Here is a 13,345-nt window from a genome sequence, read left to right on the forward strand (position 1 = left end):
GCGCAAAGACGCAAAGAAGCCCACAAAGTATCTTTATGATTATTTCTTATCTCTATTCAAGCATTATTGATCATAAAAAAATGGTGGGCATTACCTACCCTTCTCTATTGTTTATGCTCGATCGACTAATTGTCAATAGTCTTTTCTCAAACATACCGTGAAGATAATTAAATCTTGAGCCAGTTTTCAATTTTCAAATTTTTAATTTGAGAAAATTCTTTAGCTTCTTCCGTGAGAAGCCCCACGCTGTATTTTTCAGTTAAAGTCCACCCATAAAATCAGCGTGGGGTTGCTACGCAGTGCCTACGGCAGGAATCACGGTCTGGATTTATTGCATAAAATCATATTATCATGTTAACATAAATTATATTAAAAAGAATTTGTCTTAAATGCTTAAAGTTGTCAAAGTCAGAATTTATCCAGATACATCTCAAAAAGTGCTTCTAGCGTCAGCTTTTGGCTCTTGCAGATGGGTGTGGAATCATTTTCTTAATTTGATCAATGAAACTTACAAAGCCACAGGTAAAGGATTATCTAGTTATGATGTCAAAAAGTTACTTCCTCAATTAAAGAAACAGGAAGACACTGCTTGGTTATCAGAAACTTATTCTCAATGTTTACAACAAGTTTGTTTGAATTTGGGTGTCGCTTTCAATAATTTCTTTGAGAAAAGAGCAAAATATCCTAATTTTAAATGTAAGCATGGTAAGCAATCTTTACAATATCCAGCAAATGTTAAGATAGAAAATGACTGTTTAAATGTTCCTAAAATTGGTTTAATTTATACAAAATTTCATCGTATTATTGAGGGAACAATTAAGACTGTTACTATTACTAAAAACTGCTGTAATCAATACTATGCTTCTATCTTAGTTGATGATGGTAAAGATAAACCTGAACAATCATTTCTAGGTAAAGCCATTGGAATTGATTTGGGTTTAACTCATTTTGCAATTACAAGTGATGGGAGTAAATTTAATAATCCTAAAATACTGAAAAAACATGAAGTTAATTTAAAGAGAAAACAGCAACAATTATCTAGGAAACAAAAGGGTTCAAATAACCGAAATAAGTCAAGATTAAAAGTTGCTAGAGTCCATAAAAAAATCACTAATTGCCGTGAGGATTTTCTGCACAAACTATCTCGCAGGGTAGTAAACGAAAACCAAGTTATTGCAGTAGAGAATCTGAATGTTAAAGGTATGATGCAAAATCATTGTCTCGCCAAAGCTATACAACAAGTAGGTTGGGGACAATTTTGCACGATGCTTAAATATAAAGCAGAACAGGAAGGAAAAGTTTACATTGAAGTGAACAGATTTTTCCCAAGTTCAAAAACTTGTCATGTATGCTTAAACAAAATAGGTAGCTTACCACTAGATGTAAGATATTGGACTTGTTTAAAATGTGGCACAAAGCATGACAGAGACATAAATGCGGCAATTAATATCCGAGATGAAGCTATGCGAATAATACAGACCTCTGGAACGGGGGATAAAGCCTATCGTCAAACTGTAAGTCGTAGCAATAGAGGACGTAAGAAATCTACTACTGTGCTAGTTTCTGGGTAGGAAGCCTACACCATAATCTTTGATTTGGTGTATGGTAGTTCACTATTATCAGTTATCACTGTTAAATTTAAACACAGAGCATGAACACCAATTAATAAATCATTAGCACCAATAGGTGTACCTTTACTTTCTAATTCTGCACGAATTTTACCATAGTATTCTTGAACAGGGGGTTTTAAAGATAGTATATTAATACTAGATAAAATAGTTTCAATTCTTTGTATTAGTTGAGGAGATTTTTTTTTCATCGCTCCAAATTTTAACTCACAGGCGACAATAATACTGGTACAAATTTTATCTTCTCCCACTTCTTTGATTTTATCAAATACGCAACTTCTGGGATTTTTGACTAATGCAGAAATAATATTGGTATCAAACAAATAATCATAGTTCATTTTTATATTTCAATATCATCTAACGGTAATAAATCTTGCTCAATATCAGGGAAATCTTCTTCTAAAGGTTCGAGGTTTGAAAGAACTTCTAATAAAGATTTTTTCGGATAACATTCAATCATAAGTTTATCATCGGGTTTATGTACTAATTGCCGAAACATATCCTCTGTTTTTTCTAATGTCATTCTCGTTATTTGATTCGGAATTTTGACTTCAAAAGGCAATCCCCGTTGTAATTGTACTTGTTTATAAAACAAAATAATTGCTTCCGTGGTGGTTAATCCTAACTGTTGAAAGATATTCTCAACGGTTTCTTTTAATTCTGGTTCGATTCTTGCCCTTACTGTTGCCGTTTTACTCATAACTTTCAGCTTTTTGCATTTACTTTACATTGTAGCCCATTGTGCAGATTGTACCAAATATGTGATGAAATTGTATCGAAAATCACAAAATATTAAGGATAAAATAAGGCTTATGAGTAATTTACGAAATCAAAATAAAAAAAAGGTGGGTATTGCCCACCCTACTCTATTGTTTATGCTCGATCGACTAATTGTCAATAGTTCGACAAGCCACACATTGAGTTAATCTTTGTTTCAGCGATTCGTAAGGCAATTTTTCAATAATCTCCCCTGCAAAGGCATCAATTAACAGATGTCTAGCGTCATATTCGTTTAAGCCACGACTACGCAGATAAAAAATCTCGTCTGCTTCTAATTGACTAACTGTTGCACCATGCGCACATTTCACATTATCCGCAGTAATTTGTAACTCAGGCTTGGTGTTAATTCTTGCCTTATCAGATAACAATAAATTGCGGTTAAGTTGCGAAGCATTGGTTAATTGAGCCAATTTTGGTACATTTATTCTACCGTTAAAGACTCCTCGCCCACTATCATCAATGATATATTTATGGAGTTGGTTAACTGTGCCGTGAGGTTTGCTCAAATTTACTTGAGAATGAGTATCTCCCATTTGTTTCCCTTGCAACATGGTTAAACCATTAAGAGAAGTTTCCGTTTGCTCTCCTTCTTGGTTAATCTGGAGGTTATGACGATATAATTTTCCCCCTAAACTAACTTCATTGATGGTATAACGACTATTTCTTGCTTGATTTACGATCGTATTAGCAATATGAAAACCGTCTCCTGATTCTCTTTGAATACGATTATGATTGATTTGTGCGTTATTTTCTAAGGTGATTTCTGTCACCACGTTAGTAAAATAATATTGTTGTTTTGCTGAGTCAGAACATCCCGAAGCGATCGCCCCATAATATTCGATAAAATTAAAACTAGAATTAGCCTCTCCCACTACTAAAATACGAGGTTGAGTCAAGATTGATAAATTATCTCTAGCGGTTAAGTGTAAGAGATGAATGGGAGTTTCTATATTGATATTTTTTTCAACCCAAATAACAAAAGCATCGGTTAATCCAGAAGTATTTAAAGCGGTGAAAACTTCCTTTTCTGCGTCATTTTTGCCTAAATAATTACTAATTTTACTAACTTTATCTTGGGGTAAATTAGCTAGATTGCCCACATAGACAGTATTAGGTAAAGCAGTAATATCTGACAAGTTGGGGGCATAATAACCATTAACAAACACTAAACGAGAATGAGAGGCTTCGGTTAAAGCAAATCCTTCTAAGATAATCTTGTTTAATTCTGTGGCTGTGGAAGAATGCCAATCTTGTTTAATCAAGTCGGATAAGTCGGTGAAACGCCAGTTTTCATCTTGATTTGTCGGAAGATTTAACTGCACCACTTCATTAGCGGATTTTTGACGAATTTTCTCAAGGTGACTACCTAATTCTCCTTTGATATTCAAGGGTTGATTTTCACTTAGTTGTAATAATCCCCCCAGATAAGCGTCTTTTGTCATTTTAAATGTATCTGGTGTTAATATTGCGATCGAGTTTTTCATAATTAATAAATTTAGATAATTAGTTTGTAGTAAGGGTTTTAACCCTTTTTTAAGCAATGATGACGATCGAATTTTCCATAAATAATAATTGTAAATGTTAGGAGACTAGAAGACTCGGAGACTCGGAGAGTAGGAGACTAGAAGACTAGAAGACTAGGAGATAATTCTTAATTCTTAATTCTTAATTCTTAATTCTTAATTCTTAATTCTTAATTGACTAAGGCTAATTCTTCTTCATCGAGGAAATCATATCCTTTAGCTTCTAATTCCAAAGCAAGATTTTTGTCTCCACTCATGACGATTTTTCCTTGATACATTACATGAACAAAATCTGGAGTAATATAATCGAGGAGTCTTTGATAATGGGTAATTAATAAAAAGGCGTTGTCAGGTTTTCTCAGTTGGTTTACCCCCTCGGAAACGATGCGCAATGCGTCAATGTCTAAACCTGAGTCGATTTCGTCTAAAATGCCTAAAGTTGGCTCTAATAAAGCCATTTGCAATATCTCGTTGCGTTTTTTCTCCCCCCCTGAGAAGCCTTCGTTTAAACTTCTTGCTAAAAAGGCTGAGTTCATTTTTACTATGTCTAATTTTTGCTCGACTAAATCTTCAAAGTCGAAAGCGTCTAATTCTTCTAAGCCTAAATGTTTGCAACGAGCGTTATAGGCTACCCTTAAAAAGTCTAGGTTACTAACTCCGGGAATTTCTAAGGGGTATTGAAAGGCTAAGAAAATACCCGCTAATGCCCTTTCTTCAGGCTCTTTTTCTAGTAAGTTTTCCCCTAGATAAATTACCTCTCCCCCTGTTACTTCATACTCTGGATGCCCTGTTAACACTTTAGAAAAGGTGCTTTTTCCTGAGCCATTACGCCCCATAATAGCGTGTATTTCTCCAGCGTTGATTTCTAAGTTGACTCCTTTTAAGATAGGTGTGCCATCGACACTGGCGGTTAAGTTACGAATTGATAGTATAGGTTGATTCATATTAGTTATTTTATTAGGCTCGATCACCAAAGGTGACACTTCATGATCGAATTTATATAATATTTATTTTCTGTCGATCTATTTTACTGGACTTTAGCAACAATTTTGTTGTTTAACTAAAAAAAGCTAGAAATTAGAAGAAAGGAGAGAGGAAATAACAGACTAGGGGAGACTTTCTTAATTCTTAATTCTTAATTCTTAATTCTTAATTCTTAATTCTTGCATCTAACCATTGTTGTAAAATTATAGCCGCAGCTCGTCGATCGATCGATCCCTTATCATAGGAAGAATACCTTTTACTATCCCTTAATTGTTCTTCTGCTTCAAGGGAAGTCAATCTTTCATCCACAAATTCTAAGGGTAAATTTAAGGCTTTACTAAGTCGTTTTGCATATTTTATCACCTGTTTCGCCTGAAAACCGATCTCTCCATTCATGGTATAAGGAATACCTACGACTAATAAGGTTGCTTCCCTTTCCTTTACCAATTGACGAAAAGCATCGACATCATTTACAAAAGAAGTACGATGAACTGTGGTTAATTCCCTAGCTAATAAGCCTAAACCATCACAACCTGCAACCCCAACTCTTTTTAAACCAATATCTAATCCTAATACGGCAATTCTATCCATAGAAATTATTGATAATTTTCTCTTTTTAAAATGTCATAAACTTTGATTGAACGATCGAATATCAAATTGAATATCTTTAGTATATTTCGTTAAAAAATTAGAAAAATCTCCCTGTTTTAACGGTTTACTAACTAACCAGCCCTGAATTATATCACAGTTTAATTTTTTTAATAATGATTTTTGATTCTCTGTTTCTACACCCTCAGCAACCACTTTCATATTATAGCCTTTAGCTAAAGTAATTACCGCAGAAACTAAGGCTTGATCTTGTTTATTTACATCTAAATCTCTCACAAAAGATTGATCTATTTTAATAGTATCAAAAGGAAATTTTTTGAGGTAACTAAGAGAAGAATAACCCGTACCAAAATCATCTAAAGAAAACTTTACTCCTAAAGCTGATAATTCTCTAATAATTAAATCTGTTTTTTCCACATCTTGCATTAAAATAGTTTCCGTAATTTCTATTTCTAAATAGTTAGGATCAAATTTTGTCTTGTTTAAAATATATTTTACTTGCTCAATAAAATTTTCCTGTTGAAATTGTTTTCCCGAAACATTAACCGCAATTAGTAAGGGTAAATAGCCTAAATCTTGCCATTTTTTTCCTTCCATACAGGCTTTTTCTAATACCCATTCTCCGATAGAAATAATTAACCCTGTTTCTTCTGCTAAGGGAATAAATTTGGCAGGTGAAATCGCTCCTAAAGTGGGATGTAGCCATCTTAATAAGACTTCTACCCCTGACATCATATTCGTTTTTAAGTTAAATTGGGGTTGAAAATTTAAAAATAATTCATGATTTTCTAGGGCATTATATAACCCATTTTCTAACTCAAATAATAACATTTGTTCTTGACTTAATTGAGTTGTATAAAACTGAAAATTATTTTTCCCCATTTGTTTTGCTCTAAATAAGGCAATGTCTGCATTTTTGATTAACTGTTTTTCTTCTAAACCATCATCAGGATAAGTGGCAATGCCAATACTGCAAGTAACGTAAATAGTATATTTTGCTATTAAAAAAGGATTTTTGAGGCTATTAATAATAATTTCTGCAATATTTTTTGCTGTCAATAAATTTTCGTCTAAGGGTATAATTAGGGTAAATTCATCTCCTCCCCAACGGGATAAAAAACAATAGGATGGTAAACAGGATGTTAAACGTTGAGCAAAACTTTCTAATAATTTATCTCCCGTTGTGTGATTAAGCGTTTCGTTTATATTTTTAAATCGATCGATGTCAATAAATAAAACCGCTAATTTCTCTTTATTTTTTTGTCTTTTTTGCAAAAATTTAGCTAATTTCCAATAAAAAAAATCTCGATTAGGAATGCCTGTTAAAGTATCATGAAAGGCTTGATATTTTAATTTTTCTTCGGAATTTTTACGTTCTGTTATATCAAAAATATAAGTTCTAATCACATTTTGTTTAGATAAATAATGAACATATTGCTCAAAATATCGATCTTCAATTTTTATTTCTCTGATAATTAATCCTCCACTGCTGTCAGTAGGTTTATCACTTAAACCAGCTATCAAAGGATTAGAATTTGTTGAGGTTGTTAAGAAGTCTGAAAAACATAAATTAGCGGCTGGATTTGTATAGGTTATATTACCATCAAAGTCAAATTCAAGAATCGGATTCGGTGATAATTCTGGAAAAGAAGCTAATCTGTTAATATCTTTATTCGTTAAATTTTCTTGTAAATTTTCTTCAGAAATAACTAGGGTATCTTGTAATCTTTCTCGACTTATTTTACTTGATGAATCAATATTCTTGATCAATTTTTCTGAAGATAAATTAGATAAAGAATCAACTTTTATTTTTTCTAAATTATTTTCTTGTTTATAAATAGCTTTATGTTCATTTTCTCCAAAGATAATTACGTCACCATCTTCTAATCGATGATGTATGGTTTTTTTGCCGTTAACTAAGATACCATTTTGACTTCTTTGACCTTTTAAATCTCCGTCAATTAATATATATATATTCTCGGTTTCTCCTAAATCTTTTCTAATTAAAGTCGCATGATGTCTGGAAATAGATGAAGAATTTAATTTTATTGTACTATCAGAATGACGACCAACAGAATAAATACTCTCTGTTAAAGACAGCACTTTTTTTTCTGATGGATTATCGGGAAATAATAATAATAAATGATTTGTTTTCTGATCTAAATTATTCATTCAGGATGAGACTCGACATAGTTACGGTTGGCTAATAAGCAATAAATACCTGAGTTCGATATAAAAATAGGTGAGGGCTGACTTGGAAGACTCCGAAGACAGGAAGACAGGAAGACAGGAAGATTGTATTTCTGATGAATGAATAAAATTCTCTCAAAAGTACATCAAATATTGAGAATTTTTCTCCCTGTCCACTTGTCCACTTGTCCACCTGTCTAGTTTTCATCATTTTCTTTATGTCGAACTGAGGTAATAAATAATGGTCCTCGACACTTCAAATAAATAATGTTAGGTTTCATTATTCAACCCAACCCATACATAAGAATATAATTAAAGAAAAAATCGTCAATTTAACCGTTTTTCGTTTTCCCTTTCCTGTTTCCTACCTTCACCAATAAATTCGATAGTTGACTAAGATTATATTAAACTATAAATCATAACTAGAGTTTAACAAAAATTTTGTCATATCTTCTACCGTTACAGGAGGAGTTAACCAATTGCCTTGTATTTCTTGACATCCTAGTTTAAAAAGTTCTTCTACTTCGCCTTTAATTTCTACTCCTTCGGCAACGATGCGCATATTAAAACTTTTGGCGATCGAAATCATGGCACTAATCATGGCTTTATCTTGACTATCAGCACTAAAATTCTTAATAATAGGTCGATCGATCTTTAAAGTAGAAAAATGGAATTGTTTAAAATAACCTAAAGCGACGGTATCAGTACCAAAATCATCTAAAGCAATTCTTACCCCTAACTCATTCAATTCTTTAAGGGTTTTAGTGGCTAATTCCACATCCGAAGCGATAATTTTTTCAGTAATTTCTAACTCCAATAAATGGGCATCTAAAGAGGTTTTTTGCAAAATATTTTGAATCATACCCACAAAATTTGGTTGTTGAAATTGTTGGCTAGAAATGTTAATACAAATCGGTTGCTCTGTTAAATTATCCTTTGCCCAAGCCGATCTTTGCTTACAAGCAGTTTCAAGAACCCACTCTCCAATAGAGATAATTAACCCTGTTTCTTCCGCTAAGGGAATAAATTGATCTGGAGTAACTCTACCTAAATCGGGATGATCCCATCTAATTAGGGCTTCTATACCCGTGATTTTTTTCTGCTGGATGGCAATCTGCGGTTGATACACCAAAGAAAATTCATTGCGTATTAAAGCATGAGACAACAATTTTTCTAATCTTAGTAAGCGCTCAATTTCAACTTGCACTTTTTGATCAAAGAATTTATAGTTGTTACTACCTGCTTCTTTACTTTTACCTAAAGCACTTTGTACTTGATTAATCAGAATTTCAGCAGTGGAAGATTCTTCATCTTTGATGGCAATCCCCATGCTGGTTTTCACATAAATTTTATGGTTATCAATGAAAAAAGGTGGTTTCAATGATTCCAACATTCGATGATTCACTCTCCCCACATCTTTAACATTTCTGACTTGGGGTAAAAGACAGATGAATTGACAACCTTCCCAATGAGCTACGGTGTCGCCCGATCGTAAAGAAGCCCTTAAACGTTTAGCAAAACCATCTAAAATACTAGATTTGAGTCCATAATCTAAGGTTTTTTTGGCATCTTCTAAAATTTCTAATTCCACAAAAACAATACACATTAACCCCTGAATACGACGACTATTGGCGATCGCAGTATTTAACTGTTCCATAAATAGCTGTCGATTGGGTAAACCCGTTTCGAGATCGTATAAACCTTGTTCTTGAATAAAAGTGCCTTCATTGGTACTTTTGTTGTCAGGACGTACCGCAAAAGAAAGTATCGTTTGATCACCGTAACTAGTCCAAGTAATATTAGATTCTAAAGCTATTAATGATTTATTTTTGGTTTTATACTCAAAATGTTTAATGATGTTTTTCTCTTTTTTAGATTTTAAAATAAAGTCTATTTGTTCATCTAAAACACTGGTAGTTAAATCAATTAAATCATATAATTTCAAAGAATAAATATCTTCTAAACCATAACCCAATAAATCGGCTAAAGCGTTATTGGCTTCCAAGATTTTTTTGCTACCTGCATCCACCAGAAAAATACCTTCTTTGGTTTGACTAATAAAAGCCTTATATCTCTGCTCACTTTCTTTTAATTGAGTTTCTAAAACTTTTCTTTTCGTAAAATCAAAAACATAACACCTAATCAGTTTTTTATCGGATAGATAATGAATATACTGCTCAAAAACTTGCTCTTTTATGGTAACTTCCCGAACAAATAACTTATTGTTATTGCCGTGATTTTCAATATTTTTAATTAATCCTACTAAAAGAGGATGAGTTTCTGTGGCGGGGTTTGCTTTTAATTCTGGAAATTTATTAAGAGCTGAAGGGTTAAGATAGGTAATATGTCCTTCCCAGTCCATTTCGATAATGGGATTTGGACTCAATTCAGGAAAAGAGGCTAATTTAGTAATCTCAGAATCTTGGAAACTTGTACTATTCAGACTACTATCTTCTGACATCATGGATTCCATGATATTTGGTTCAGAAATAACTAATGTCTGTTTCGCCATGACATTTTGAGAATTAGCTTTTGTGGGTTGAATCGTACTTTCCATTTCTGGAGCTTGTTGTTGGAAATCTCCTGACTGTAATAAAGCTAAATCACTGATATTGTTTAGTACATAATAACTAGCCTGAATTTCTATACCAAAACGAATCACATCCTCATGTTTTAACTCTTGTACTAAACATCTTTTCTCATTAATAAAAATGCCATTAGTACTGCGATTACCCTGTAAATCTCCATCTAAAAGCCAATAGGAAAAACTTTGATTTTTAGTGTCTGTTCTTCTTAATAATGTGGCGTGAAAACGAGAAACTTTTTTAGAAGATAGGGGAATTTTATTTCTCACATCTCTACCGATGGAATAATTGGCTTCATCCAAAATGATAGTTTGCCTAGAGTTTTCATCTTCTAATACTAGGACATGAGTAATGGGTTGTAAATTTTTATGGGAGGTAGTTTTGAGATAGTCACTATTCATAGTTAATAGTTAATAATTAATAATTAGAAGTTGATAGTTTGCTATTACTAGGGAATTAAGAATAAAAAAGTCGAGAAGATTGTGTTATTAAAATTGTTTAATCATAAAGGAATTTTAGAATTAAAATTAATGATGTCACTAAATCTTAATTCTTGTTTAACTGTTAATTATAGTATGTTCGGCTTTATGAAGAAAAACTGTGGTGTCCTTGGCTGGTAAAGGACGACTAAATAAATTACCTTGAATTTCTGTACATCCTAGATTTCTTAGTAATTCCATTTGTTCTAGCTTCTCAATGCCTACAGCAACTAATCTACTACCATAACCTTCTGATAGAATAGCCATGCTTTGAATGAAGGCTCTACTTTTTGGATTCTCGTCTAATTGGTTTACCACACTAGGGCTAATTTTGATAGTATTAAAAGGAACTTTTTGCAAATGAATTAAAGCTGAATTGCCTGAGCCAAAGTTATCAAAACATAATCTGATGTTTAAACTAGATAAATGGGATAGTATATTATAAGCCAATTCTTGATTCTGGAGAAAACAATTTTCTGTTATTTCCAACTCTAAAAATTGGGGGGGTAAGCCTGATTGTTCGAGGGCTTTTTCGATCGATTCTACAAAATTAGGCTGAGAAAACTGTCTTGCGGAAATATTAACACCAATGGGTAAAGGTTGAATATTCTCTTTTGTCCATGACAACATCTGTAAAGTAGCAGTTTGTAAAATCCAAATCCCCAAAGGAAGCATGAAATCTGTTTCTTCGGTTAACCGTAAAAAATGACGAGGGGTAACTTTCCCTAATTCGGGATGATCCCACCGTAGTAATGCTTCTAAACCTGTTAATTTTCTAGTGTAACTATTAATTTGAGGTTGATAGCAGAGGAAAAATTGTTGTTCTTTAATGGCACTACCGATTAAGTTTTCTAGTTTTAATAAACTTGCTGTTTTAGGGCTAATATTAAAACCGGTGACGTTGTAGTTAACGTTATTAGAGTTGTTTTTAGATTCCAAAGAAAGTAAACTATTTTTCACTAATAAAGAAATTTCATCTCCATCAATGGGATAAATAACTAAACTTAAATTAGATGTTAAGGTCACATTTGTGGAAGATTCTTGTAAAAATTGTTCTACAGTGGAAGACATTTTTTTAGCAATTTTTGCGGGGTCTCTAGGTCCTTTAATGCGGGGAAATAATATGATAAATTTATTTTCATCCCATCGAGCAAGTAAATCTCCTGTGCGTAAACATGATTGCAAAGTTTGGGAGCAATTTTTCACTAATTGATTGACGATATTTTGATGATTATTTTGTTTAAATTCTAAAAATTTTTCTATTTCTATGATGATAATTGCCATTAAATATTGATACCTTTCTGCATTGACGATCGCTACTCCTAACTGTTCATTAAATAGCTTTTGGTTAGGCAGATGAGTGATATAATCATGAAACACTTGATCATTAGAATTAGGAAGGTTTACGGAATTTGTTATATTTCTAACTACAAAGCAAAAAATATCTCGATTTTGATAGCTAATTAAACTAATACTAGATTCTAAATTGATTAAAGAACCATCTTGACAACGGTGTAAATATTGTTTGGTAAAATCTTCTTTATTTTCTAAAACATGAGTTAAATCTTGGTTAAAAATACTTAAATCATTAGCAATAATATTATAGAGAGTTAAATTACTAATTTCTTCACTAGAATAACCTAAAAGTTTTAAATAAGAATCGTTAGCTTCAATAATGCGTTTATTACTAGCATAAGCTAAGAAAATACCTTCAGAAGTTTGTCGGGCGATGGCACGATAACGGACTTCACTTTCTTTTAATTGTGCTTCAGCTTGTTTTCGTTTCGTAAAATCAAAAATGTAGCAACGAATTAATTTTTTTTCCGATAAATAATGAACATATTGTTCAAAAACTTCAGTTCCAATTTTAACTTCTCTTAAAAATAAATTACCTTGACGATTATTATATTCTGTCAATAAACCTGCAAGGATTGGATGTTCTAATTTTTCATCATAAATAGTATCAAATTTAATACTAGCGGCGGGGTTGACATAGGTAATATTACCATCCCAGTCTAATTCAATAATGGGGTTAGGAGATAATTCAGGAAAAGAAGCTAAACGGATTAATTCCTCTTGATCTTCAGAATTGCTCGATTCCTCCTGTTTTTTGATCATGGTTTCACTAGACTGATTAGTCAGTGTTGTACGAGAGGCATTAATGCGATCGAGTCCATCGGGGTTAAATAAATCAATACCTGAGTCAGTGGGAATAATATAATAACTAGCTTTTGCCTCACTAGCAAATCGAACAATATCACCATGTTTTAACTCATGGGAAATGCTAGAATGTCCATTAATTAAAATACCGTTAGTACTTCTTTTTCCTTGTAAATCACCATCAATAATACGGTAAGAAAAACCAACCGTTTCATCATCTATTTTACGAATCAACGTGGCGTGAGTACGAGAAACTTGATAATCATAAAGAATAATCGGATTATGGGAATCTCTCCCCAAAGTATAGTTACTTTCTTCAAGGGAAACTATCCTTCTACCCTTACGATCTTCGATGACTAAAACGTGACGAAATTCTTGTACTTCACTCATGTATTTTTACCAAATAA

At 32.6% G+C, this 13,345-nt stretch carries 9 protein-coding genes; 1 reads left to right on the forward strand and 8 read right to left on the reverse strand.

All coding sequences use genetic code 11. The features are described from left to right. The first annotated feature begins 389 nt into the window (after positions 1-389). Complete coding sequence (locus SYN6308_RS16020) at positions 390-1,571, forward strand: RNA-guided endonuclease InsQ/TnpB family protein (protein ID WP_017295461.1); 1,182 nt, start codon at positions 390-392, stop codon at positions 1,569-1,571. Positions 1,572-1,576: 5 nt separating this feature from the next. On the opposite strand, the gene SYN6308_RS16025 is transcribed toward SYN6308_RS16020, so the two are convergent. The 8 genes from SYN6308_RS16025 to SYN6308_RS16060 form a co-directional block, all read right to left on the reverse strand. Next, the gene (locus SYN6308_RS16025; protein WP_017295462.1) at positions 1,577-1,966 is read right to left on the reverse strand and encodes a type II toxin-antitoxin system VapC family toxin; all 390 of its coding nucleotides are present in this window, start codon (positions 1,964-1,966) and stop codon (positions 1,577-1,579) included. Positions 1,967-1,968: 2 nt separating this feature from the next. Beyond that, entirely contained in the window at positions 1,969-2,328 is a 360-nt protein-coding gene (locus tag SYN6308_RS24035) for a type II toxin-antitoxin system RelB/DinJ family antitoxin (RefSeq protein ID WP_017295463.1), read from the reverse strand. Between the two features lie 187 nt (positions 2,329-2,515). After that, positions 2,516-3,892: a Fe-S cluster assembly protein SufD gene (gene sufD / locus SYN6308_RS16035; protein WP_052312647.1), complete on the reverse strand. Its 1,377-nt coding sequence runs from the start codon at positions 3,890-3,892 to the stop codon at positions 2,516-2,518. Positions 3,893-4,101: 209 nt separating this feature from the next. Beyond that, positions 4,102-4,875 (reverse strand): Fe-S cluster assembly ATPase SufC, encoded by a 774-nt coding sequence (sufC, locus tag SYN6308_RS16040; protein ID WP_017295465.1) that lies wholly within the window; start codon positions 4,873-4,875, stop codon positions 4,102-4,104. A gap of 205 nt (positions 4,876-5,080) precedes the next feature. Further along, entirely contained in the window at positions 5,081-5,506 is a 426-nt protein-coding gene (ruvX, locus tag SYN6308_RS16045; protein ID WP_017295466.1) for a Holliday junction resolvase RuvX, read from the reverse strand. Between the two features lie 33 nt (positions 5,507-5,539). Then, positions 5,540-7,696: an EAL domain-containing protein gene (locus SYN6308_RS16050; RefSeq protein WP_017295467.1), complete on the reverse strand. Its 2,157-nt coding sequence runs from the start codon at positions 7,694-7,696 to the stop codon at positions 5,540-5,542. A gap of 427 nt (positions 7,697-8,123) precedes the next feature. After that, complete coding sequence (locus tag SYN6308_RS16055; protein ID WP_017295468.1) at positions 8,124-10,700, reverse strand: EAL domain-containing protein; 2,577 nt, start codon at positions 10,698-10,700, stop codon at positions 8,124-8,126. A gap of 156 nt (positions 10,701-10,856) precedes the next feature. Then, a complete protein-coding gene (locus tag SYN6308_RS16060; RefSeq protein WP_017295469.1) occupies positions 10,857-13,328 on the reverse strand; it encodes an EAL domain-containing protein in 2,472 nt (823 codons plus the stop codon). Between the last annotated feature and the right edge of the window lie 17 nt (positions 13,329-13,345).

The sequence above is a fragment of the Geminocystis herdmanii PCC 6308 genome (assembly GCF_000332235.1).
GTDB classification, from domain to species: domain Bacteria; phylum Cyanobacteriota; class Cyanobacteriia; order Cyanobacteriales; family Cyanobacteriaceae; genus Geminocystis; species Geminocystis herdmanii.

Excerpts from the sequence above, each read along its gene's own strand:
- SYN6308_RS16060 (WP_017295469.1), bottom strand. The coding sequence starts at position 13,328 with ATGAGTGAAGTACAAGAATTTCGTCACGTTTTAGTCATCGAAGATCGT.
- sufD (WP_052312647.1), bottom strand. The coding sequence starts at position 3,892 with ATGAAAAACTCGATCGCAATATTAACACCAGATACATTTAAAATGACA.
- sufC (WP_017295465.1), bottom strand. The coding sequence starts at position 4,875 with ATGAATCAACCTATACTATCAATTCGTAACTTAACCGCCAGTGTCGAT.
- SYN6308_RS24035 (WP_017295463.1), bottom strand. The coding sequence starts at position 2,328 with ATGAGTAAAACGGCAACAGTAAGGGCAAGAATCGAACCAGAATTAAAA.
- SYN6308_RS16025 (WP_017295462.1), bottom strand. The coding sequence starts at position 1,966 with ATGAACTATGATTATTTGTTTGATACCAATATTATTTCTGCATTAGTC.
- SYN6308_RS16020 (WP_017295461.1), top strand. The coding sequence starts at position 390 with ATGCTTAAAGTTGTCAAAGTCAGAATTTATCCAGATACATCTCAAAAA.
- SYN6308_RS16055 (WP_017295468.1), bottom strand. The coding sequence starts at position 10,700 with ATGAATAGTGACTATCTCAAAACTACCTCCCATAAAAATTTACAACCC.
- ruvX (WP_017295466.1), bottom strand. The coding sequence starts at position 5,506 with ATGGATAGAATTGCCGTATTAGGATTAGATATTGGTTTAAAAAGAGTT.
- SYN6308_RS16050 (WP_017295467.1), bottom strand. The coding sequence starts at position 7,696 with ATGAATAATTTAGATCAGAAAACAAATCATTTATTATTATTATTTCCC.